Annotated in this window: 16 protein-coding genes and 1 tRNA gene; 2 read left to right on the top strand and 15 right to left on the bottom strand. The window is 70.2% G+C overall.

Annotated features, from left to right (window positions below; translation table 11 throughout):
* Positions 1–18 precede the first annotated feature (18 nt).
* Together OG738_RS17460 and OG738_RS17455 are read right to left on the bottom strand one after the other, a co-directional pair.
* The gene (locus tag OG738_RS17460) at positions 19–5748 is read right to left on the bottom strand and encodes a WD40 repeat domain-containing protein (RefSeq protein ID WP_329055193.1); all 5730 of its coding nucleotides are present in this window, start codon (positions 5746–5748) and stop codon (positions 19–21) included.
* Positions 5749–5928: 180 nt separating this feature from the next.
* Entirely contained in the window at positions 5929–7776 is a 1848-nt protein-coding gene (locus OG738_RS17455; protein WP_329055192.1) for a CocE/NonD family hydrolase, read from the bottom strand.
* A 216-nt stretch (positions 7777–7992) separates the two neighbouring features.
* Here OG738_RS17455 and OG738_RS17450 point away from each other — a divergent pair, with 216 nt between their 5' ends.
* Complete coding sequence (locus tag OG738_RS17450; RefSeq protein ID WP_329055190.1) at positions 7993–8904, top strand: helix-turn-helix domain-containing protein; 912 nt, start codon at positions 7993–7995, stop codon at positions 8902–8904.
* Positions 8905–9017: 113 nt separating this feature from the next.
* Here the strand turns inward: OG738_RS17450 and OG738_RS17445 are convergent.
* From OG738_RS17445 to OG738_RS17430, 4 genes are all read right to left on the bottom strand, one after another.
* Positions 9018–9091: transfer RNA gene (locus OG738_RS17445), tRNA-Leu, on the bottom strand.
* A 236-nt stretch (positions 9092–9327) separates the two neighbouring features.
* A complete protein-coding gene (locus OG738_RS17440; RefSeq protein WP_329055189.1) occupies positions 9328–10671 on the bottom strand; it encodes a ricin-type beta-trefoil lectin domain protein in 1344 nt (447 codons plus the stop codon).
* Between the two features lie 200 nt (positions 10672–10871).
* Complete coding sequence (locus tag OG738_RS17435) at positions 10872–12206, bottom strand: NAD(P)/FAD-dependent oxidoreductase (RefSeq protein WP_329055187.1); 1335 nt, start codon at positions 12204–12206, stop codon at positions 10872–10874.
* Between the two features lie 84 nt (positions 12207–12290).
* The gene (locus OG738_RS17430) at positions 12291–12986 is read right to left on the bottom strand and encodes a uracil-DNA glycosylase (protein WP_329055185.1); all 696 of its coding nucleotides are present in this window, start codon (positions 12984–12986) and stop codon (positions 12291–12293) included.
* A gap of 48 nt (positions 12987–13034) precedes the next feature.
* Between OG738_RS17430 and OG738_RS17425 the strand changes: the two genes are divergently transcribed.
* Positions 13035–14537: a S10 family peptidase gene (locus OG738_RS17425; RefSeq protein ID WP_329055183.1), complete on the top strand. Its 1503-nt coding sequence runs from the start codon at positions 13035–13037 to the stop codon at positions 14535–14537.
* A gap of 56 nt (positions 14538–14593) precedes the next feature.
* On the opposite strand, the gene OG738_RS17420 is transcribed toward OG738_RS17425, so the two are convergent.
* The 9 genes from OG738_RS17420 to OG738_RS17380 form a co-directional block, all read right to left on the bottom strand.
* Entirely contained in the window at positions 14594–14770 is a 177-nt protein-coding gene (locus OG738_RS17420; protein WP_329055181.1) for a hypothetical protein, read from the bottom strand.
* Positions 14752–15411 (bottom strand): hypothetical protein, encoded by a 660-nt coding sequence (locus OG738_RS17415; RefSeq protein ID WP_329055180.1) that lies wholly within the window; start codon positions 15409–15411, stop codon positions 14752–14754. Before OG738_RS17415 ends, OG738_RS17420 begins: the two co-directional genes overlap by 19 nt.
* A gap of 253 nt (positions 15412–15664) precedes the next feature.
* Positions 15665–17368, bottom strand: a complete 1704-nt coding sequence (locus OG738_RS17410) for a S8 family serine peptidase (protein WP_329056738.1) — start codon at positions 17366–17368, stop codon at positions 15665–15667.
* A gap of 103 nt (positions 17369–17471) precedes the next feature.
* Positions 17472–18470: an ABC transporter ATP-binding protein gene (locus tag OG738_RS17405; RefSeq protein ID WP_329055178.1), complete on the bottom strand. Its 999-nt coding sequence runs from the start codon at positions 18468–18470 to the stop codon at positions 17472–17474.
* A complete protein-coding gene (locus tag OG738_RS17400) occupies positions 18463–19458 on the bottom strand; it encodes an ABC transporter ATP-binding protein (protein WP_329055176.1) in 996 nt (331 codons plus the stop codon). Before OG738_RS17400 ends, OG738_RS17405 begins: the two co-directional genes overlap by 8 nt.
* Positions 19459–19464: 6 nt before the next feature.
* Positions 19465–20418 (bottom strand): ABC transporter permease, encoded by a 954-nt coding sequence (locus OG738_RS17395; RefSeq protein ID WP_329055175.1) that lies wholly within the window; start codon positions 20416–20418, stop codon positions 19465–19467.
* The gene (locus OG738_RS17390; protein ID WP_329055174.1) at positions 20411–21340 is read right to left on the bottom strand and encodes an ABC transporter permease; all 930 of its coding nucleotides are present in this window, start codon (positions 21338–21340) and stop codon (positions 20411–20413) included. The genes OG738_RS17395 and OG738_RS17390 overlap by 8 nt, the downstream gene beginning before the upstream one ends.
* 101 nt (positions 21341–21441) lie before the next feature.
* Positions 21442–23067 carry a peptide ABC transporter substrate-binding protein gene (locus OG738_RS17385; RefSeq protein ID WP_329055173.1) on the bottom strand — a complete coding sequence of 542 codons (1626 nt, stop codon included), beginning with the start codon at positions 23065–23067 and terminating at the stop codon, positions 21442–21444.
* Positions 23068–23337: 270 nt separating this feature from the next.
* On the bottom strand, positions 23338–24291 hold the full coding sequence (locus OG738_RS17380) for a Ppx/GppA phosphatase family protein (RefSeq protein WP_329055171.1): 954 nt from the start codon (positions 24289–24291) through the stop codon (positions 23338–23340).
* Positions 24292–24300: the final 9 nt, after the last annotated feature.

Genomic DNA, 24300 nt, shown 5'->3' with positions numbered 1-24300 from the left:
GGGCACCTCAGGGAGATGTCATGGATGTGAGGCTGCTTCGTAGGCCTTCAGGTCGTCGAGCGTGCGGCCGAGCAGGATCCGGTCCACCAGCATGCCGCCGCCCACTGCGCCGAAGCGGATCGTGGACAGCGGCACCTCGTCCCCGATCTGCGTCCACAGGTCGACCAGGACCGGCGTCCAGTCCGTCCCCGGCAGCGGCTCCAGCGCCGGAGTTCCCGCGGTCCGGTACCAGTCCGGCCACGGGTCAGTGCCCGCGGTCACGACCAGGGACGGGTTCGAGGTGCCGGGGCCGATCCGCAGCGACACCCCGGTCTTCACGCCAGGCGCGACGGGGTGCTGCTTCCAGTAGAAGCGGAGGTAGCGGTACTCGCCGCGCCCCGGGTTCTCGCTGATCGTGAAGTTCCAGTCACGCAGGTTGTCCCAGAACTGGCGGTGCCAGATGGTGGGTGCGGCCTCCCCCGGTGCGGGCAGCTCCAAACACTGCCCGCCGCCGACTCCGCCGTCGGGCCGCAGCGTGAGGCCGCCGGTGAACTCCGCGGGGAGCGGCTGCTCGTCGAACAGCACCGCCACCGGATTCCCGAGAACGACGTCGCGGTGCGAACCGCCGGCCGTCTTCCCGTGGAACACGAGCTCGCTCAGCCGCAGGTTGCCGCTGGGCCAGATCCCGCCGGTGCTCGCGAGCCGGAACCTCGCGGCGCGGATCGGGTCGAAGGTGTGGCTGTGCACGACCGGCGGCGTGGTCGTGGGGTCCGGGTGGATGTCGGCCAGCAGCATCGGGCCGTCGCGCCAGACGCCCGCGCGGATGTCGAACCACTGCAGGAGCACGTCGCGCAGCCAGCTCTCGGGATGGTCCGGATCCTCGACGACCGTGATGCCGGTGACCTCCAGCAGGGTGCGGTAGGTGTCGATCTCGATCACCATCCGATCGGCGGTGTGGGAGCCGATCGCGTTGACGTCGTCGGTGCGCAGCCACGGCCGGCCGGGCGGCGCGTAGCGGCCGTCGTACCAGTCGTTGCTCAGCCACTCGATCGAGTCGATCGGCGGGTGGTCCGGGTCGAGGTTCCACACCGGCTGCACGTAGTCGGTGAGCGCGTGGCCGTACACCGTGTGCGGTGCGAGCAGGGCTTTGGTGTCCGCGAGCAGGTTGGGTGTCAGCGGCAGGTGCGGCCGGGCGGTGGTGCCCCAGCCGCTGCGTCGGACCGTCGGCGTGCGGTCGGTGCGCCGCAACGCGGCCCGCGCATCGTTCTCCACCGGTGCCAGCAGTGTCCGCCATTTCGGTCGCAGTTGGGTGTCGAAGCGGATGACGGTGCCCATCCAGGTGGCGGCGAGCAGGTCGCCGCCGGGCAGCCAGGCCGGTACCGGCAGTGCCCGCAGGTCGGTCTCGGCCAGTATCTGGCCGGTGGTGCTCAGCACGACCAGGCTGCCCAGTTCGCTGCCGACCGCGATCCGCTGCCCGTCGGGTGAAATCCGGGGCCGGCGCAGGAAGTCGTCGCCGGTGTAGGTCCACAGCAGGCGGCCCGCGGCGTCGTAGGCGGCGAGCTGGCGGGCGCGGGCCAGTACCAGCAACGAGCCGTCGCCGGACACCGAAACCTCGCTCGCCGACGTGGGAATCGCGCTGACGAGCTTGCCGTCCCGGAGCACGAGGACGCGGCCGCCTTCGCCGTTCGTCCAGGCCACGACCGTGCGCCCGTCGGCGCTGACCGTGCCACCGGTGAACGTGCCGGGCACCGGCGCCTGCACCGTCCACAGGGGACTCCCGTCCTTGGCGGCCAGCGCGGTGACGGTGTTGTCCGCCAGCGTGACGAGCGTGTCGTCGTCCACCGCCAGCAGCCGCTTCGGCGTGCGTTCGGTCTGCCACCACTCCCGTACCCACCGCTCGGAGCCGTCCGCGCGGTTCCACACGGCCAGGCCGAGATCGCCGGAGGTCGCGATCCAGCTGCCGTCCGGTGCGGTGGCGAAGGCGGCCAGCCCGGCGTCGTACTGCCACTCCGCGAACGCCCGGTCGGTCGCCTTCTTCGGCAGGCCGAACAGCGCGAACCGGCGCTGCGCGACGCCGTCGAGGCCGAGTGAGTAGAGGTGGTAACCCTCGGCGGTGTCAAGGTCGTAGCCCATCGCGGCGAACCCGCCGTCGTGCGCCGACGGCGCGAACGCGAAGAAGTGCCCGAGTTTCCGCCGCCACGACGTCGCACCGGTCTCCAGATCGAGGCCGTAGACGTTGTGGTCCCAGTTGAAACAGGTCAGCGCCGCGGTCGAGCCGTCCGCGGCGACGGCGAGGTCACGCACGTGCGGCCCGAACAGGTCCGGCGCGGGCTCGACCGGGCTGGTGAACGCGGGCGGCGCCACGGCGTACATCCGGCCCGGGACGGTGCGCAGGTCGGCGCTGAAGGCACCGTCGGCGTCACCGACCGTCTCGCCGGTCAGCAGGTCCACGATCCGGTACTCCGGCGGCACGTCGACACGCAGGTTCGCCAGCAGCGGCATCCGGTGGGCGGGTACCGTGCTCACCCGCCACATGACGCCCGGCTCCCAGTCGAACAGGGTGTTGTTGACCACCCACAGGTAGCGGACGTCGCCGTCGGTCCACTCGCTGAGCAGGACCTCCGGGTTGTCGCACTCGGCGACCGGGCGGACGTCGGCCAGCGCCGCGCGCACGCCCTGGGCGGACTGCAGGTAGTAGTCGCGGTGGCGCAGGTAGGCGGCTTCGGAATTGGTCACGCCGAGCCCGAGGTCGTGCGCCTCCCGGGCGATCCGGTCGAAGGCGAAGCCGAGCGGGTACGCACTAAGCGGCGCGCCCGCCGGCGAGAGCCTCTCGATCACGGCCGGATGACAGGCATCGTCGAAATACACCTGCACGGTGCTGTCGTGCAGAGCGTGCACCAGTTCGTCCTCCGGCATCACCTGCTGCCGCGCCAGCAGCACCGCGTCGTACTGGCGCAGCACGTCGGCGCCCACCTCTTCGGTGAACACGAACGACGCGGGCCGGTGCGCCATCAGGCAGGCGTTGTAGGCCTCGAGCAGCGCGTCGAAGTACCGGCTGCCGATCGTGCCGGTGTAGTAGCCGTAGAAGTCGGCGTCGCCGTTGACGAGGCCGCTGCCGGCCTCGATGCGCAACATCCGGGTGGACACCACGATCGCCACCCGGTTCGCGTTCCGCGCCGCCGCGGTGAGCGGCCCGAACCGGTTCAGCAGCGCGAAGACCGCGCGCAGCACCGAAATCTTGCCCGCGCCGCCCGAGCGCGGATCGGCGGGATCCGGCCCGTCGCCGCCGGACCGGGGCTCCTGGGGTTCACCCCACTGGTGCAGGTCCTCGAACGCGCTGATGCCGACGCCGTCGGCCCCGCGCATCGCCAGTTGCAGCAGCAGCGGGAGGATCACGCCGCCGGTGCCGTCGTCGTTGGCGATCCCCTCGGGGTGTCCCCACACCGGCTTGCCCGGGCGGCGGTAGTAGTCCACCTGGAACGCCGCGGTCATCGGCGGCGCGAGCTGCTCCCACTGCAGGTGCAGGTCCACCTCGTCGACGTTCGCGAACAGCCGCGGCGGCGAGGTCTGCAGCGCGCGAGCCGGCGCGGGCATGGCGGTGACGCGGGTCTTGTCGACGGCGGCCAGCGTCTGCCGGAACTGCGCGGCGACGTCCGGCTTGAGCGCGAAGACGCGGTCGGACACGGTTTCCAGCACCCCACCGGCGGCCCACGTCCCGGTGTCCCGGACGGACTTCAGTGCCGCGGCGTAGGCGGCCGCCTCGGACGGCAGCGCGGCCTGAGTGCCCTGCTTGGCCACCCACCAGTTCGCCGCCCACGTCCAGCCGCGGAAGCCGCGATAGTCCTTCAACCAGGTCGAGAGCAGGGTGATCGCGCGGTTGGCCTGGTCCGGCGTGCGGTGGTCGCTGCTGTCGTTCTGGCCGAGCGGGACGAGCGCGTCCATGGTGAGCAGGATCGGCTGCTCTTCCAGCCCGTAGGCGCCGTAGCCGGCGATGGACCGGTACCGGAAGTCTTCGAGCTCCAGCTTGTCCGCGCTGAAGGCGGCCGGATCCTGACCCGCCTGCACGCCGAAGTCCAGCAGCGCGGAGGCGACCGGCACGGTCTGGTCCGCGGTCGGCGTGAAGCCACCCAGCCGGTCGACGAAGCGGGTGAACCCGATCCGGCGCATCCGGTCCACGTGCGCGGCCGCGATGTCCGGGCCGTTGCGCAGATTCGGCGAGTAGGGCGGGCCCAGCAGCGGATCGTGGGGGAAGCTGTCCTCGTAGTCGCCGTGCCGGATCAGCGCGTACCCGGGCCGCTGGGCCGAGCCGATCTCCAGGTACTGCGGCGCGACCGCGAACCCGGGGACGGTCGCGTCGAGGACGTAGCGTCCGGGCTGCCACGGCGTGCTGTCGAAGGTGGCCTGGCCCTGGACGCGCTGGGCGGTCGCGTTCATCGCCAGCGGCACGTCCTGCGCGGTCACGAGCACGCCGTCCTTGCGCACCTCGAGGTGGACGCTCGCCGGCGGTGCGGGAGCCGTGCCGGGGACGACCGTGACGGCGACCGGCTCGCCCTGGCCGTACGAGAAGCGGTTGAGCGGCGTGAAGATCGCGAGCGAGCCGAGGTTCTGCGGCCGGATCTCGACCAGCCCGTCCACGGCGTACTCGGAGTAGCGCCCGGCGACATCGGGAGAGACTCGCAGCTGGTAGTAGCCCCGGGCGTCCGCCGGCACCTGGATGCCCAGCGCGTCGCCTGCGCCCGGTGTCGCGGGCAGCTCGGCGAACTCCGGCACGCCGACCGGCCGCAGCCAGCAGCGCAGCCGTGGCGCGGGCCGTCCGGTCGCGCCGGTGACCGCGACCGTCAGGTCGAGCTGGGCGCCCGGCTGCCACGGCCCGGCCGGGAAGGTCAGCGACACCTGTGAGACGTCCGCGGCGATGCCGGTCGCCGTGCCGCCGGTCCGCGGGTAGGTCTCGAACAGCGTCAGAGGATCGACGCGCTTGAACAGGAAGGTCTTGGCGTCGAGAATCCGCAGCGACTCCATGCTGAACGGGCTGGACGGCACCGGGATGTCCGTGCCGGTGGTCCCGTCGGGGTTCAGGACGGTGATCTTCGTGGCCGTCCCGGTCTGACCGGCCGCGAAGACGTAGACGGTGCCGTCGGCGGCCATGTCGAACGCGGTGCGCCGCTGCCCGTCGGGAGTGAGCGTGGCCTGCCACAACGGGTTCCCGGTCAGGTCGGTGACTCGCAGGGTGCCATCGGGCCACGCCAGGCAGAACCGGCCGGCGCTTTCGGACACCCGCAGCGCGACCACGTCGGAATTGTCGCTGGTCAAGGGCGGCGGAGTCAGCCCGGTCAGCGGGATCCGCTCGACCTGCCCCGCGTCGTCGAACCGGACCACCGCCGGTACGCGCTGGTCGAGCGCGTAGAAGGCGCCGCTGAGGTTGCCGGCCTCGACGGTGCACGGCGTCCGGAGGCTGTCGCCGGCGGCGAACAGCTCGAGCCGGGCGAGCAGCCCGAAGTCCGGGCCCTGCACGTCCGCCCGCCGCAGCAGGAACGACTGCGTGGTGGCGATGACGCCCCCCGCGTTGACCGCGATGGCCGTCGTTCCGGGACCGACCGGCCCGGCGCCGAGCAGCGTCCCGTCCGGCTTCAGCCGCAGCGCGTGCCCGGTTCCGGGCATGTGCGAAGCCAGGTACACGTTCCCGTCGAGCCCGACTGCCAGCTGCGCGTTCGGCAGGTCGAAATGCGGCGAGTAGTGCGAAACAACCGTCGTGCGCGATACGTTGTCCACTGTGGACTCTCTCTTCGTGCTGAGTCGGACTTCGGTGCGGGAAACGCCGGCCAGACGGCATCGACTCAGGAAAGTCTGACCCCGGCGAGCCAAACTCTCCTGCCCGAAAAGGCGGAACATCGGACCTCCGCACTCGCCCCGGCCGGCGGGCACCGGCCACGCCGGCCGCCGGTGGCCGAGTCAAGAAGAAGCGGCGATCGGCAGCGTGATCGACGTTCCCGGCAGGTCGTAGGTCAGCGTGTCGCCCAGTGGCGCCGGGTCGAAGAACTGGCACGGCCCGCCGGTGTCGCAGTTCCTGCCACCGTCGGTGCCGGCGAGCACCAGCCCGAGCCGGTGCCCGGCCGGGACGACGTGGTCGAGGGCGTTGAGCGCGAACGACATCCGGTAGGGCTGCCCCGGCACCAGCGGCACGCCGTGCTCCAGCGAACCGGCGTGCCCGAGGTCGCCCCAGCCGACCGCGAGGATCTTGTGGTCCACCGAGACCAGGTCGGCGGCGGTGTCCAGGTAGCACGCGCTGTCGGCGGCGGAGCTTTCGCCCCAGCACGAGCGCGTGGTCAGGTTCTTGACGCCGGGCCGGAAGGCCGCGGTGGTGCGCGTGATCGCGGGTCCCCAGTCGACGAGCGCGACGCCCAGGCGCGCCTGGGGCTTGTCGGCACTGACGGTCAAGGACACCGACGGCCGCCCGGACAGGTGCTGCGGCCGCGTCAGCGGATCGGTCGTGTAGCTCGCCCGGCTCCGCGAAGGGCCGCCGGGATTGCCGACCCAATCCTCCCGGAACTGCGTCGGGTCGTCGACCACGACAGCGGTGCCCGTGCCCGGACGTCCGCTCAGCGAGCCGAGGTTGGCCAGCGGGCCGGCGGCCGGCCGGAGCGTGCGTGCACGGCCGGGCAACGGCCACTGCGGCAGGTCGGCCCAGTGGTCCGGGGTGGTTTCCAGGTGCACGGCGGGTTCGTCCTCGATGCCGTTGCCGACGCCGAGCAGCCAGTGGTCGAACCAGCGGTGCAGCGTCGCCACCCACTGCGGCCGCTGCAGATCGAACGGGTCGACGTGGCCGGCCTGGTCGAGCCACGCCCTGCGGGGCACGCCGGCGCGCCCCAGCGCGTCCCACCAGATCGCGAACTGGTCCGCGGGCACGATCTGGTCCTGCAGGCCCTGGACCGAGAACACGCTCGCGCGGACGTTTCCGGCGCGGTCCGCGCGATTGAGCGACTGCCAGAAGGTGTTGTAGTCGCCGTTCGTCCCGGCTTGCCGCGCGATGTCGTCGTCGAACGGCTTGCAGAGGGTCTTCGCCCGGTCGTTGTAGGTGAAACCGGAGCCGCCGCCGCTGGGGTCGAACGGCGCGCCGTTGGCGATCAGCTGCGCGTAGTTGTTCGAATCCGCCTCGATCGGCACGACGGTTTTGAGTCCGTCGACGCCGGAGACCGCCATCCCGACCGCGGTGGCGCCGTCCTGGGACTTGCCGATGGCGCCGACCGAGCCGGTGGTCCAGTCCGCGGTCATCCGCGTGCCGCCGTCCGGGGCGCTGAAGCCGTTCGCGTGGCCGTTGAGCCAGTTCACGACGGCGATGCCGGAGGCGACGTCGTCGAAGCAGCCGGAGGAACGGCCGGTGCCGCCGACGTCGACGAGCACGACGGCGTAGCCGCGCGGCACGAAGTAGTTGTCGTAGAACAGCGGGAACGAGATCGGTGTGCCGTCGGGCGCGTAGGCCTTCGTCTGCTGCTCGTTGCCGCGGCCGCAACAGAGGTAATACGGGCTGACGTCCATGATCACCGGCACGCGGCGCCCGACTGCGGTGGGCTCGGCCGGGCGGATGATGTCAGCGGCGACGCGGTCGGTCTTCCCGTCGCGGTCGAGGTCCTGGCCGGTCTCGACCCACGCCGTCTCGCGGATCGCACCGGCGTAGGAGTAGATCGGCTGGCTCACACCGTCGCGCAACCGGAACGCGGGAGCCGTTGCCGAAGCGGCTGACGTGATCATGACGGTTGCGGTCAGGGCGACCAGGACACCGGCGAGGAACCGTCTGCTCATGGCGCCCAGCCTGCAGCCACGCCTGGGGGATCGCATCCTCTTTCCGGCTCTCCGGAAAGAGGACCGGCCGGTGTAGGTTGGGAGTGTCCGGGTGGGATCGGACAGGCCACGTGCCGCACAGAACTGCGCTCAACGGGGGAGGCGCTGAGTGTGCTGAGGATCTGGTTCACGGTCGGTGACCTGCTGCGATGCCGGTTCCTGCCCCACCCCGCGCCCATGGTGGAGCTGGTCGTGGCGCTGATGACGCTGCGCCGCCGCGACTACGGCATTTTCGACCAGTGGCGGCACACCACCCGCCTCGCATTCCCCCGCGACGCCCGCCCATTGCTGGACATCGTGTTCGCCAATTCCAGCCCGGAGTACCTCGATTCGCTCAGCCCGGAGTTCGACGAGGCCGTCGACGCGGTGATCACCGCGCCGCCCGCCGCGCTGCGACCGTCGATCGCGGACAACGACGCGACCCAGCACCCGATCACCCCGTGGGGACGTCTGCTGGCCGGCGGTGACCGGGAAGCCCGTCAGATCCTGCGCCGGGCGCTCCTCGCCGCACACGACACCGTGCTCGGCGAGGCGTGGCAGCAAGTCGTCACCGGCGCACGCCACGACCTCGATCATCGCAACCGCGTGCTACTCGCCGAAGGGATCGGCCCGGCGTTGGCCACCGTGGTCCCCGGCGCGCGCTGGGCTGGCAACGTCCTGCACGCCGACTTTCCCTACGACCGGGACATCCACTTGCGGGGGCGGGGGATCACTCTGCTGCCCTCCACCGTATGGAGCGGTCATCCGCTGATCTCCCGGTCCCTGCCCGACCAGCCTTTCCTGCTGGTCTACCCCGCCCGGATACCGCTGCCGCTGGTCGCCGCCAACTCCGCCGGCACCGGGGCGCCCCCATCGCTGTCGGCGCTCATCGGACGCACCCGCGCGGCGATCCTGGACACCATCACCACCAACCCGCCGCGCACCACCACCGAACTCGCCCGAAGGCTCGGCATCTCGCCGGGCCGCGCCAGCGAGCACGCGACCGTGCTGCGCCAAGCCGGGCTCATCACTACCCACCGTCATCGCAACACCGTCCTCCACACCGCCACGCCCCTCGGCGTCGAACTGCGATCACGAGCAACGATGTGAAGACCGGAGATTCGACCAGCTGGGTGGTCGAAGGTAGATCAAGCTGACGAAGATCGCCTGAGGGCCGCCGACCGGCTGGCCAGGACCTACGACGAACGTGCGGATTGGGTAAGTGCCCCCGACGGGACTCGAACCCGCACTGAATCGATTTTAAGTCGACTGCCTCTGCCGATTGGGCTACGGGGGCACCGCCCACTCTAGGCGACCGGCCTGTGTCCGAGGTCGCAGGACTACGCCGCCAGTTTCCAGATTGCCGCCACCAGGCCGACGACCAGGGGGTGGAACGCCACGGCCGCTCGGCGGCGGGCGCGCCCCTCCCCTCGCCCACCTGGCTGGTAAGGCGCCCACACCACCGGCGCCACCACCCGGAACCGACGCGAGGCCGGGCCGCTCCCGCGGCCCGGCCTCGTGTCTACTGTGGACTCAGTGCAGGGTCCACGACTGGTTCGCCGCGCCGGTGCACGTCCAGATCTGCAGCGGGGTTCCGTCCGCCGAGCTGGGGCCGGTCGCGTCCAGGCACTTGCCCGAGGCCGGGTTCACCAGCTGGCTGCCCGAGGCCGTCCACTGCTGGGCGCCCGTTCCGTTGCAGTCGTACAGCTGGACCTTCGTGCCGTTCGCCGTGCCCGCCGCGTTGACGTCCAGGCACTTGCCCAGCGCCCGGAGGGTGCCCGACGTCGACGTCCACTGCTGGGCGTTCGTCCCGTTGCACGTGTACAGGTCGACCGTCGTGCCGTTCGCGGAGTTCGCGCCCGCCACGTCGACGCACTTGCCGCCGTAGCCGGTGATCGTGCCGCCGCCCGGGGGCGGGGGCGGGGTGGTCGTGCCGCCCGTGATCGCGTTGAAGATGCGCGAGTACGCGTAGCCCGTCGCGCGGTCGTAGTCCTGGAGTTCCCAGAACGACAGCTCCGCGACGCCGTTCTGGGCCGCGAACGTCTCCAGCTGCTGGGCGTCCGACTGGCTGAACTGCGCGCCGTCGTCGTTGCGGCCGGCGATCGGGGTCAGGCCCATCATCGCGTACGCAGCCGACGTCGAGATGCCGTACAGGCTCGCCAGCTGCGACGCCGAAGCGCGCGCCGCCGAGAGGGCATCGCTCAGGACCGGCTGGCCGTCGTAGAAGTCCATCACCATCAGGTTGACGACGCTGACCTTGACGCCCTTGTTCTTCGCGTCGCGCAGGAGGTCCTGCTCGTTCGACGGGATGCCCGTCGGGTCGACCGCGAGGGTGTAGTCGACCTGGACCGCCGGGTTCTGCTGCTGCAGCGCGGCCAGCGCGGAGTTGCGACGCTGGTTCGACGCCGTGTCGCCGAGGACGCCGCCTTCGATGTCGAAGTCCAGGCGGGGCGTGCCGTAGGTGTTGACGACGTTGGCGTACGCCGCCGTCAGGCTCGACGTGTTCGTGCAGGTCTGGGCCAGCTCGCCGCCTTGCGCGCCGCCGAACGACGGGATGACGTTGCCGCCCGCCGCCTGCAACGCGCTGATCTGCGACTTGAACGAGCCGACGCCGGTGCCGTTCGCCTCCCAGACCGGCGTGCAGCCGGACTGCGGGGTGAGGAACGCCAGCGTGTAGAACTTCGTGCCGGTGGCGCTCTGGTCGGCGGCCATCTGGCCCGCGTCGGCATCACTGATCTGCAGGTAGGGCGCCGCGTAGTGGGCGGGGAAGGCCGCCCCGGCCGCGGCGGCGACGGACGGCGTGGTGGCGAGGACGGCGGCACTCAGCACCGCGGGCAGCGCCGCGAGAAGTGCCGTTCTGGTACGGGAAAAACGCATGCGAGCTCCAGGGGGACCGTGGGGAGGGAGCCGGCGCGGACTTATTCCGCGTTGTGAAGAAAGGGTTTACCCGCTCACCGGCCCAGTTGTCCAGACCATGTCGCTCACCGGCACACAGCCGGATTTTTCCTGCCAAAACGGCGAAAACACCGAAAGGCCCCCGTCCGCCGAAGCGGCCGGGGGCCTTCAGGAAGAAAACGTCAGGACTTCGAGACGCGCGCGAACTCGTCCTTCGGGTTGTTGATCTGCCCGAGCGAAACCACCTCACGCCGGAACAGCCCACCGAGGATCCAGTCGAACAGGATGCGGATCTTGCGGTTCCACGTCGGCATCGCCTTGAGGTGGTACGCGCGGTGGAAGAGCCACGCCGGGAAGCCCTTGATCTTCAGGTTCAGCGCGTCCGCGACGCCCTTGTGCAGACCGAGGCTGGCCACCGCGCCGAGGTTCTTGTGGTAGTAGTCCTTCGGCTTGCCGCCGCGGATCACCTTGATGATGTTCTTCGCCAGCAGCGTCGCCTGGCGGACCGCGTGCTGCGCGTTCGGCGGGCACGTCGCCGTCGGGTCCTCTTCGGTGCGCGAGAGGTCCGGGATCGCCGCGTTGTCGCCCGCGGTCCACACGTCCGGGTGACCGACGACCTGCATGGCGGCCGTCGCCTCGAGGCGGCCGCGCTTGTCGAGCGGCAGGTCCGAGTTGGCCAGCACCGGGTTGGCCTTCACGCCGGCGGTCCAGATCAGCGTGTCGGTGTCGAACTCCGTGCCGTCCGAAAGCACGACGTGGCCGTTCTCGAACGACTTCGCCGCGGTCGACAGGTAGACCTCGATACCGCGCTTCTCCAGCTGCTCGACCGTGTACACGCCGAGGGTCTCGCGGACCTCGGGCAGGATCCGCCCGGCGGCCTCGACGAGCACCCAGCGGACGTCGGCGGGCTGGATGTTCGGGTAGTAGTTCTCCACCGCGAACCGGGTCATGTCCTCGAGCTCGGCCAGCGCCTCGATGCCGGCGAACCCGCCGCCGACCACCGTGAACGTCAGCAGGCGCTTGCGCAGCTCGGGGTCGAGCGTGCTGGCCGCCTCGTCGAGCTTGGTCATGATGTGGTTGCGCAGGTAGATGGCCTCGCCGATGGTCTTGAAGGCGATGCCCTGCTCGACCAGGCCCGGGATCGGCAGGATCCGGGCGACGGCGCCGAGCGCGACGACCAGGACGTCGTAGCCCAGCTGCTCGATGTGGCCGTCGGCCGCTTCGACCGTGACGGACTTCTTCTCGTTCTCGATCTTGGTGACGCGCGCGGTCAGCACGTGACAGCGCTTGAGCACCCGCCGCAGCGGCACGACCACGTGCCGGGGCTCGATCGCGCCGGCCGCGGCCTCCGGGAGGAACGGCGCGTAGGTCATGTGGGGCTGCGGGTCAACGACGGTCACGGAGGCCTCGTTGGCCCGGAGCATCTTCTGGAGGCCGTACGCCGTGTAGAGCCCGACGTACCCACCACCGAGGACGAGGATCCGAGTCGGTTCCGACTTCGACTTCGCAGCAGCCATGAATCCATAGTCGCACCTTCACAGAGGCTTTGCTCGGGGACCCCATCTGGCTGTGACCAGCGTCGCTGCACCTTCCGTAACGATTCAGTCCGAGGCCGTCACCGAGGTCGCGGCACGGAACACATCGGCCACCATGGCGTGCGTCACGAGCCGCGTCTGGACATTGCGCGGCGACACGTGATAACAGCCGAAAACGCGCAGGTCGTCCAGCTCCAGGACGGCTCCGTGGGCGAAGGCCGGACGCGGCCGCGGCACCGGCCAGCCGGCCGCGGCGAGCACGGGCAGTAACGCCTGCCAGCCGAACGCGCCGAGCACGACGATCGCCCGCAGTGTCGGACGCAACAGTGTGAGCTCTTCGGCCAGCCACGGACGGCAGGTGTCGCGCTCGGCCGGCGTCGGCTTGTTCTCCGGCGGCGCGCAGCGCACCGGCGAGACGAGCCGGGTGCGGTACAGCTCCAAACCGTCGCCCAGCCGTTCCGACGTCGGCTGCGACGCGAGCCCGACCTCGTGCAGCACCCGGAAGAGGAAGTCACCCGACGGGTCGCCGGTGAACATCCGGCCGGTGCGGTTCGCGCCGTGCGCCGAGGGCGCCAGCCCGACCACCGCGATCGACGCGTCCGGCGGCCCGAAGCCCGGCACCGGGCGCGCCCAGTACGCCTCGCCGCGGAACGCCGCCTTCGTGCCCGCGACGCCTTCGCGCCAGGTCACCAGGCGCGGGCAGGCGCGGCATGACGTGACAGCCTTGTCCAGCTCGGCCAGGGACCTCTCCCCGTTGTGCACCGGCTCACCCTGCCACAGGGGCCCGCCGCCGCCGACTAGGTTGGGTCCATGGCGGACACGACCCCCGAAGAGGCTCCCGAGAAGAAGACTGGATCTTCATCGGAGGCGACGGAGATCCCGGCCGAGCCGACCGACGACATCGTCACGACCCAGCACACGCTCACCGTGAAGCGCAAGAAGCTCGCGTACACGGCGAAGGCGGGCCGGATCGTGCTCCGCAAGGAGGTCGTCAAGGACGGCAAGTCCGAGGGCTTCAAGGCGAAGGCCGAGGTGTTCCTCACCTCCTACACCCTCGACGACGCCGAGCCCGGCACGCGGCCGGTGACGTTCGCCTTCAACGGCGGTCCCGGCTCGTCGAGCATCTGGCTGCACATGGGCCTGCTCGGCCCGCGCCGCGTGCTCTCCGGCGACGTCGACGACCTCGTGCCGCCGCCGTACGGGCTGGCGGACAACCCCGAGACGCTGCTGGCGCACAGCGACCTGGTGTTCATCGACCCGGTGTCGACGGGCTACTCGCGCGCGTCCGAAGGCGGCGAAACCAAGGACTTCCACGGCTTCAAGGGCGACATCGAGTCGGTCGGCGAGGTCATCCGGCTGTGGGTGTCGCGCCACCAGCGCTGGCTGTCGCCGAAGTTCCTGGCCGGCGAGTCGTACGGCACGCTGCGCGCCGCCGGGCTGGCCGCGCACCTGCAGGAGCGGCACGGGCTGTACCTCAACGGCCTGCTGCTGATCTCCTCGGTGCTCGACCTCGGCACGCTGCGGTTCACCGAGGGCAACGACCTGCCGTACTCGCTGTACGTGCCGACGTACGCGGCGATCGCGCACTACCACGGCCTGCACGGCGAGCGCCCGCTCGACGACGTCCTCGCCGACGCCGAGGACTTCGCGGCGAAGGAGCTGCCGTACGTGCTTTCGCGCGGCGCGCGGCTGTCCACTCAGGACCGGGCCGAGGCGGTGGCCACGCTGGCGTCGCTGACCGGGCTCACCGAGTCCTATGTGGACCGGGTGAACCTGCGGATCGAGCACGTGCGGTTCTTCACCGAGCTGCTGCGCGACCGCGGCCTGACGGTCGGCCGGATGGACGGCCGGTTCACGACGTGGGAGCCGGACGGCGGCCGCGAGCACATGAGCGACGACCCGTCGATCTCCCGCGTGATCGGCGCGTACGCGGCGGCGTTCAACCACTACGTGCGGGCCGAGCTCGGGTACGAGAACGACCTGCCGTACGAGCTCATCCACGAGGACACGTTCAAGGCGTGGTCGTACTCGGACTTCGAGGGCCGCTCGGTGTCAGTGGTCGACTCGGTGAGCGCGGCGATGCGCGCGAACCCGCACCTGCAGGTCCACGTGGCGTTCGGCCACTACGACGGCGCGACGGCGTACTTCGCGGCCGAGCACGTGCTCGCCCACCTGCAGATCCCGGAGGAGCTGCGGGAGAACATCGACACGGCGTACTACCCGGCCGGGCACATGATGTACGTCCACGAGCCCACGCGGGTGCAGCAGGCGAAGGACCTCGCGAAGTTCGTCAAGAAGGCGTCGAACCGCTGAGCCCGGCGGCGTCCTCGTCGAGTGCAGGCTCGGTGAGGACGCCGGCCGGGCCTCGCTCAGCGCGTACGTCCGGGCAGGCCCGCCGGCGGCGTGCCGTGGTTCCCGGCCCGCAGCGCCCGGTGGCGGGTGAGCCGGGCGACGGCCTCCGTTCCGGCCGCGAGCACGACGTAGGCGAGCAGCCACGGCGCGAACCCGGGCGGCTGGCGGTTCGACGTCACCAGGTCGACGAGCACCGGCAGCGCGAACAGCGCCGGGGACGCGAGACCGGTGTCGGCGAGCCGGGTGGCGGTGTCGACCGCGAGCGAGCTTTCGTCTTCGGCGATGACCGGCCGCCTGACCACGCCGGCCAGATGAACGCGACCACCGCCGCACCGACGACGAGCTGGCCGAGCCAGGACAGCGGCCAGGCCCAGCGCGAGGTCGTCACGGCCATCACGGCGGCGAGCACCACGCCGCCGCCGAAGGTGATCGCCGCCGACGCCAGGTACCAGCCGCCCAGCACTTCGCGCCACGGCGGCCGCGGCCGGTCCGGCCGCCGGTCGCCGAGCCACACCGCCGCGCGCCGGTCGGCCCGGCGGACCGGCAGCCAGTTGCCCACGAAGATCACGGTGAAGAGGACCATGGAGATCCGGCCCTCGGCCAGGTACCGGTCCACGCCGAGCAGCAACGGCAGGAACTGCACGGCGAACAGGCCGACAAAGACGGCGACGAGCAGCCCGGGAAGCACGTTCCAGTAGCCGGGCGGGCGCGCGCCGCCGCGGACGCCCAGCCGCAGGGCGAGCAACGGCGTCGGCTCGGCCACCCGGAAACCGTGTTTGGCCAGCCAGGTGGCCGCGGCCGTGAACTCCGCGTCGACCGGTTCCGTGCTCGGCATGAGATCTCCCCTTTGTCCTCCCGATACACGCGCGGAGCGGGCGAAAGGTTGCTGGGAAACGATGGTTCACCGGCCGTGGAAGCCGGGCGGAAGAGCCCGGTAGTCGCGGGCGGCCCGGCCGCGCGCGGCGAGGTAGGCAGCGACTTGTTCGGCACGGCGAGCACCGGCTGCCGGATCGCGTCCATGCCCACGTCCCCGTCACGCGGAAAAGCCCACCTCCGGCCGAAGCCGGAGGTGGGCCGTTTCCCGGAACCTACTTCAGGTACTGCGATCCGTGGGTCACCGCGGAGTACGCGTCGACCGCGCCGTGACCGTAGAAGCCGTTGAACGACGGGTCGCCCACGCACGTCGCCGTGAACGTCGCGTCGCGGCCTTCCTTCAGGTAGTCCACCGTCCTCGGCACCGGGCAGGCGATCTTCGACGCCGAGCCCTCGAGCACGCGCTGGACCGCGTCCGGCGAGAGGCCGAAACCGCCGTGCGACGGCTTGCCGTACTGCGAAACGATCAGCGCCGCGACGCCGGTCGCGTGCGGCGTCGCCATCGACGTGCCCTGCAGCCACTGGTAGTAGCCGACCCGGCCGTCGGCCGCCGTCGCCTTCTGGATACCCGCGGTCGTACCCGCGGGGGTGATGTTGCCGTCGGCGTCGATGTTGCCGGCCGCCACCCCCACGTTCTTCGGGTACGTCGAGAGGATCTCGTTCTGCAGCGTGCGGTACCACGGCGTGCCGAAGCCGTCGCGGAAGAAGCCACCCGGCGCCGACACCGAGATCTGCTCGGTGCCGTAGTTCGAGTAGTCCGCCTTCGCCTGCGACGGCCCGAACGCACTGACACCGATCGTGTGCGGGCCCTCGACCGGCAGGTTCAGGCAGGTCGCGTTGTCGATCGTGCGCGGGTGCGTGCTGGTGCTCGGGTAGTCCGGGCTGGTCGTGTCCGGCTGCGGCGCCCCGAGGTCGGTGTGCTGGTTGCCCAGCGCGACGACCGAGGTGACGCCCTTGCGGTACGCGTAGTTCAGCGCACGGGACGTCGCCTCGATGATCGTGCGCTGCTCGGCCTGCTCCGCGGCGGAGTCGGCCGGGTTCGCCGTGCAGTTGTACAGCCACGGGTCGGTGTAGAACGACATGTTGACCACGTCGATGCCCGCGTCGCCGGCGTAGGTCAGTGCGTCGATGGTCGGCTGCAGGAAGAAGAACCCGGAGTCCTGGCCGGCGCGGACGTTCACCAGCGTCACGTTCGGCGCGACGCCGGAGACGCCGAAGCCGTTCAGCGCGGCACCGATGGTGCCCGCGACGTGGGTGCCGTGGCCGTTGTCGTCGTGGTCGGCGGGGTCGACGCAGCCGCGGAACTCGCACGGTCCGTCGACGACGGTGCCGTTGACGTCGGTCGGGATGTCCTTGGTGAAGTTGCGCGAGTCGGCGAGGTCGAAGTTCGGCGCGATGTCGGGGTGCGAGCCGTCGACGCCGGTGTCGATGATGCCGACCTTGACGCGCTTGTCGCCGCGCTGCACCGTGTGCGCGAGGTCGGCGCGCACGGCCTGCTGGCCCCAGAGCTGGCTGTCGAGCGGGTCGGTCTTGATCGGCTGTGCCTTCTTCGCGGCGGCCTTCGGCGCGGCGGCGGCCCCGGCGCCCTCCTTCTCGACGGCGTCCGGCTTGGTCTTCGGAGAGCCGTCCTTCGGCGCCGTGCCGATCACGCGCTCCTTCGCGGCGCCGAACACGGCCCGGTTCGCGTTGACGCGCTCGGCGAACCCGGTGGCCGGGGCGCTGGCCTTGATCAGCCCGACGGCGGTGTTGGTCTCCAGCACGGTGCCGCCCGCGGCCCGGATGGCCTGCTGGGCGGTGCCGATGCTCTGGACGTCCTTGGCGAGCACGGTGAACTCGGTCGCCGGGCCGGACAGCGCGGGCTGCGCCGACGCGACCGGGACCGCGACGGCCGAGATCGCCCCGAACAGCGGGACGGCCATGGCCGCGGCGAGAAGCCTGGGTCTCTTCACGATTCTCCTCCTCGGGAAAGCGGTTCCTGCACCGTATAGACCGGACATAGCGCAAACAACGGCCAAACGTACGTTATGGAACAACCGACTTCTGCTCGGCGAAGTGACATGCTGACAAGTGGCCGTCCGTCCTGGGGATCAGCTCCGGCACTTCGGTGGCGCAGCGGTCCTGCGCTTTCCAGCAGCGCGTGCGGAACCGGCACCCGGACGGGGGATCCAGCGGGCTCGGGACGTCGCCGGTCAGCCGGATCACCTGCCGCTGCCCGCGGACCGACGGATCCGCCACGGGTACCGCCGACAGCAGCGCCTGGGTGTACGGGTGGGACGGTCGCTCGTAGATCTCTTCGTCCGTCCCGATTTCGACGATCTTGCCGAGGTACATCACCGCGACCCGGTTGGACAGGTGCCGCACCACCGAAAGGTCGTGCGCGATGAACACGTACGACAGCCCGAACTCGCCCTGCAGGTCGCCCAGCAGGTTCATCACCTGCGCCTGGATCGAGACGTCCAACGCGGACACCGGCTCGTCGCAGATGATCACCTTGGGGCGCAACGCGAGCGCCCGCGCGATGCCGATGCGCTGGCGCTGCCCGCCGGAGAACTGGTGCGGGTAGCGGTTGAGGTGCTCCGGGTTGAGCCCGACGACGTCCAGCAGCTCCTGCACCTTCTTGGCCCGCGAGCCCTTCGGCGCAACCTCGGAGTGGATCTCGAACGGCTCGCCGACGATGTCGCCGACGGTCATCCGCGGGTTCAAGGACGTGTACGGGTCCTGCAGCACGATCTGGATCTCGCGCCGCAGCTTCCGCAGTTCGCTGCCGCGCATCGAAAAGATGTCGCGGCCCTCGAACTTCGCGGTGCCGCCGGTCGGCTCTTCGAGGCGCATCAGGACCTGGGCCAAAGTGGACTTGCCGCAGCCGGACTCGCCGACGACGCCGAGCGTCTCGCCCGGCAGCAGGTCGAACGAGACGCCGTCGACGGCCTTGACCTGGCCGATCGTGCGCTTGAACAGGACGCCGGTGCGCACCGGGAAGTACTTGGTCAGGTCGGCGACCGAAAGGATCGGCTCAGGCACGGGAGTTCACCACCTCTTCGGCGAAGTGGCACGCGCTGGTCCGGCCGAAGCCGATCCCGTGTGGCGGCGGGACTTCCTCGGAACACCGAGCTTCGGCGCGCTTGCACCGCGGGTGGAACGGGCAGCCCGGCGGGATGTCGAGCAGGCTCGGCGGCAGGCCCTTGATGGTTTCCAGCGTCTGTCCCTTGAGGTCGAGCCGGGGCAGGGAGTCCATCAGCGCGGCGGTGTAGGGGTGGGCCGGCGCGCGGAACAGCTCGACGACGTCGGCCTGCTCGACGATCCGGCCCGCGTACATCACCGCGATCCGGTCGGCTACCTCGGCGACCACCCCGAGGTCGTGGGTGATCAGCACCAGGCCCATCTTGCGTTCGGCCTGGATCTCGGCCAGCAGGTCCATGATCTGGGCCTGCACGGTGACGTCGAGGGCGGTGGTCGGCTCGTCGGCGATCAGCAGGTCCGGGTCGAGGGCCAGGGACATCGCGATCATCGCGCGCTGGCGCATCCCGCCGGAGAACTGGTGCGGGTAGTCCTTGATCCGCCGGTCCGCGGCCGGGATGCGGACGATGTCGAGCAGCTCGATGGCGCGCTTCTTTGCGTCCTTTTTGGACATCCCGAGCCGGACGCGCAGCTGTTCTTCGATCTGGAAGCCGACGGTGAAGACGGGGTTCAACGCCGAAAGCGCGTCCTGGAAGATCATCGCGATCTCGCTGCCGCGAACCTCGCGGCGGCGGTCGTCGGACGCGGTCAGCAGGTCCTCGCCGCGCCAGCGCACCGCGCCGGCGGTGATCACGCCGGGCGGCATGTCGAGGATGCCCATCACGGTCTGCGCGGTGACGCTCTTGCCGGAGCCGGACTCGCCCAGCACCGCCAGCGTCTCCCCGGCGTGCACCGAGTAGCCGACGCCGTTGAGCACGTTCGCCACGCCGTCGGAGGTGCGGAACTCGACGTGCAGATCCTCGACTTCGAGGAGGAGTTCGTTGTCGGACAAGGGGATCTACCTCGACTTCGGATCGAGCGCGTCGCGGATGCCGTCACCCAGCATCACGAAGGCCAGCACGGTCAGGGTGACGAAGGCACCGGGGAACAGCAGCATGTGCGGGTCGACCCGGAAGTAGTCCCGCGAGTCGCTGATCATCACGCCCCACGAGATCACCGGCGGGCGCACGCCGATGCCGAGGTAGGCGAGCGTCGCCTCGGCGCCGATGAACGCGCCGAGCGCGATGGTGGCGTACACCAGCACCGGCGCGAGCGTGTTCGGCAGCAGATGGCGGAAGATGATCCGCGGGGTGCTCGCGCCGAGGCCGCGCGCGGCCTTGACGTAGTCGAGCTGCTTGGCCACCAGCGTCGCCGAGCGCATGATGCGCATCGCCACCGGCCAGCTCAGCACGGCGATGGAACAGACCACCTGCACGATGATCGTGACCGCGCCGGGGTTCGAGCCGGGCGCGTTGAACGTCGTGAGGATGACGATCGCGCCGAGCACGAACGGCAGGCCGGCGAAGATGTCGCCGAACCGCGACAGGATGCTGTCGACGAACCGGCCGTAGTAGCCGGCCAGGATGCCGACGAGCGATCCGAAGAGGACGGTCAGCAGCGTCGAGAAGACGCCGACCAGCAGGGACGCGCGGGCGCCGTAGATGGTGCGGGCGTAGACGTCGTAACCCTGGTTGTCGTAGCCGAACCAGGCGTCCGCGGACGGGCCTTCGTTGGCGTGCGTGAGATCGCTGAAGCCCGCTTCCCGTGAGCTGAACAGGCCGGGCGCGATCGCGATCAGCACGATGACCAGGATGATCACGGCCGAGATGACGAACGCCGGCTTGCGCCGCAGCTGGCGCCACGCGTCGTTCCACAGGCTGCGCGGTTTATGCGGGCCGGTCGCGGAGTCGTCGACGCGGGACAGCTGCGCCGCGTCGGCCCCGCCGCCGCCCACCAGGTTCGGGTCAGTCATAGCGGATCCTCGGGTCGAGAACGGCGTAGAGCAGGTCGACGATCAGGCTCATCAGCAGGTAGACCAGCACCAGCAGGACGACCACGCCGACGACGGTCGCGCTCTCCCGGTTCTGGATGCCGCGGAAGATGAGCCCGCCCAGTCCGTTGATGTTGAACACGCCTTCGGTGACGATCGCGCCGCCCATCAGGGCGCCGAGGTCGGTGCCGAGGAACGTGAGCACCGGGATCACCGAGTTGCGCAGCAGGTGGACGAGCACGACGCGGCTCTGCGGCTGGCCCTTCGCGATCGCCGTCCGGACGTAGTCGGCTCGGCGGTTTTCGGCGATGCTCGTCCTCGCCAGCCGGGCCACGTACGCCATGGACAGGCTGCCGAGCGCGATGCCGGGCACGATCAGCTCGCCGACGCTGGGGTTGTCGGACACGCTGGCCTCGATCAGGCCGAGGCCGTTGCTGCCCAGCGCGAGCTGCAGCACGATCGCCGTGACGAACACCGGCAGCGAGATCAGGAACGTGGTCGAGACCAGCACCAGGTTGTCGAGGAAACCCTTGCCGCGCAGGCCGGTCAGCACGCCGGCGCTGAGCCCGATGAGGGCCTCGATGACCACGGCGATCACGGCCAGGCGCAGCGTGATCGGGTACGACGTGGCGATCAGGTCGCCGACGGAGGTGCCGTTGAAGGTCTCGCCCCAGTCGCCGGTGAACAGGCTCCCGAGGTACTTGAAGTACTGCACGAAGATGTTGTCGTTCAGGTGGAACTTCTCGGTCATCTGGGCGATGTAGGCCGGCGGGCAGGCGGCCTGGCCGCACTTGCCGGAGAACGGGTCGCCGGGCACGGCCCAGACCAGGACGTAGATGAGGAAGGTGGTGCCGAAGAACACCGGGATCAGCTGGAGCAGCCGTCGCAGGACATAGCGGGTCATGACGTTCCTAGTGCGCGCCGGCCGTCGTGAGTGAGAAACAGTGTGCTAACCCTGTTTCTCACTCACGACGGCGTGGTGGTGGGTACCGGCAGGTCAGCGCGTCACTTCTTCAGGACCTCGATGGACGGGTAGTCCGGCATGCGCCGGAAGTCCAGGGCCGCGGTCTTGAGGTTCTTCGACTTCGCCGCGACGCCCTTCTCGTCCCACACCGGGATCGACGGCAGGTCCTTCGCGATCAGGTCCTCGGCCTGCTGGTACAGCTTGACCGCGGCGTCCTTGTCGGCGGTGGCGTCCGCCTGCGCCAGGATCGCGTCGACCTGCGGGTTCGAGTAGCTGGAGTCGTTCGAGGACCCGCCGGTCTTGTAGATCGGGTTGAGGAAGTCCTCGATGGACGGGTAGTCCGCCGACCAGTCCGAGCGGCCCATGCCGGTCAGCTTCTTGCCGGTGACGATGCTGCGCCACTGGCCGAAGTCGGTGGCCGGCACGAAGTCGCACTCGACGCCGAGGGTGTTCTTGATGCTGTTGCACGCCGCGGTCAGCGGTTCCTTGCGGCCGCCGTCCGCGTTGGACGCGATGGTCAGCTTGCCCTTGAAGCCGGACTTCGCGAAGGCTTCCTTGGCCGCCGCCGGGTCGAACTTGCAGAACTGGCAGACGCCGGAGCGGGCACCGGTGATGCCCTGGGCGACGTACCCGTCCAGCGGGACGTAGGTGTCGTTCATGACGGTCTTGGTGATCTGCGCGCGGTCGATCGACATCGAGATGGCCTTGCGCAGCTCGAGGTTGTTGTACCCGGGCACGTAGTACGGCACGGCGATGGTGCTGACGCCGAGCAGGGCGCCGGTGACCAGCCGGTCGCCGAGGTCGGCCTTGTACTTGCCGCCCGCGACCGCCGACGGCGGCAGCGCCTCCATGAAGTCGAGCCGCCCGCTCAGCAGGTCCTGGTAGGCGGTCTCCTGGCTGGAGTAGATCTTGATGTCGAGGTCCTTGAAGTGGACCGCGTCGTCACCCTTGTAGCCGTCGAAGCGGGTGAGCTTGATGTCCTGGTTCGGCGTCCGCGAGACGAACTTCATCGGGCCGTTGCCGATCGGGTGCTGCTCGAACCCCTTGGGGTCCTTGAAGAACGAGTCGGGCAGCGGCGCGAACGCCTGGTAGCCGACCTTGATGTCGAACACCGAGAACGGCGCGTTGAGCGTCACCTGGAACTCGTAGTCGCTCTTCTGCACCAGGCCGGACATCTTGTTCGTGGCCGGCTTGGCGTTCTCGTCGGCGGGGTGGACGTCGGTGTAGCCCTGGATGTTCGAGAAGAAGTCCGTGTTGAGCTGGCCGTTCGGCGCGTAGGCGCCGTAGTTCCAGGCGTCGATGAAGTTGTGCGCCTTCACCTCGGTGCCGTCGTGGAACTTCCAGCCCTGCTTGATCTTGATGTCGTAGACCTTGGAGTCGGTCGTCGTGATCGAGTCGGCCATCAGGTTGAACGGCTTCGCGTCCGCGCCCTTGAACCCGATCAGCGTGGCGAACATCGGCTGGATCGCCTTGGTGCCGCCGAGGTCGTTGATGTTGGTCGGGACCAGTGCGTTCTGCGGCTCGGTTCCGTAGACGCTGACCGTGCCGTCCGGGTCCGCCCCGCCGGCTCCCGTGGAGCTGCCCGAACCGCCGCCGCACGCGGCGAGCGCGAGCGCCAGCGAGGTCATCACCACCGTGGGTCCCCAGAGCCTGCGCGAACGACGCATGATCCCCTCCATCTCCGTGACGTCCGAAAGGTGAGACGCACGCTATCGGGGGCGGCGAAGCTGATCACAGGACTGCGGTGTTGCAAATCAGTGACGACCGTCGGGACCACCTGGTTGGAGCACGACCAAGGTAGGAAACCGGGTACTCCGGACGGCGTAGCGCCGACGCCTGGTCATCGCGCGCTCACCGTGGGTTCGAGTCGAATCCCGTTGTGGCACAAGCCCTTTCGGATGTCCGAAAGGGCCGGTGCGGCGGTTGTCAAGAGCGGATCAGGCGAGGGACAGGGCGATGCCGTCGAGGATGTCGTGCTCGCTGACCACCAGCTCGGTCGGGCCGCCGCGGGCCGCGAGCTGCTCGGCGAGGGTCTGGACGATCACCGCGCCGCCGGCGATCACGTCGACGCGGCCCGGGTGGATCACCGGGTTCGCCGCGCGGGTGGCGTGGTCCTCGGCGAGCAGCTTCGCCGCGAGGCGATCGATGTCGGCCGGGCCGAGCTTCGACAGGTGGACGCGGTCGCTGTCGTACTCCGGCAGCCCGAGCGCGATCGCCGAGAGCGTGGTCACCGTGCCGGCGACGCCCATCCACGTGCGCGCGCGGGCGACGTCGACCACGTCGAACGCCTCGGTGAGGACCTTGCCCGCCAGGTCGCGGGCGGCGGCGATCTCGTCGGCGGTCGGCGGGTCGCTCTTCAGCGCGCGCTCGGTGATCCGGACACAGCCGATGTCGACGGACTTCGCGGCGAGCACGTCGGCCCGGCGGCCGTCCCAGGTGCCGAGGACCAGCTCGGTCGAGCCGCCGCCGACGTCGGCCACCACGAACGGGCCGTCGTCCGGGTCCTGCTCCCCGACCGCGCCTGTGAAGGACAGCCGCGCTTCTTCGTCGCCGCTGATCACCTCGGCTTCGACGCCCAGGGTTTCGCGCGTCATGCGGAAGAAGTCGTCGCGGTTCTTCGCGTCGCGGGTGGCGGAGGTGGCGACCATCCGCACCTTCTCGACGCCCTTGCGCCGCGCGGCGACCGTGTAGTCGGCGAGCGCGGCGCGGGTGCGTTCGAGTGCCTCGGGCGCGAGCTCGCCGGTGGCGTCGACACCCTGGCCGAGCCGGACGATCCGCATCTCGCGGTGCAGGTCGCGCAGGTCGACCGTGCCGTCGTGGCGCGGCGTCAGCTCGGCGACGAGCAGGCGGATGGAGTTGGTCCCACAGTCGATCGCGGCAACACGAGGCATGCCGATCAC

This window comes from Amycolatopsis sp. NBC_01488 (genome assembly GCF_036227105.1).
GTDB lineage: Bacteria > Actinomycetota > Actinomycetes > Mycobacteriales > Pseudonocardiaceae > Amycolatopsis.
The sequence above is the reverse complement of the archived record's forward strand: the minus strand, read 5'-3'. Positions and strand labels throughout refer to the sequence as shown.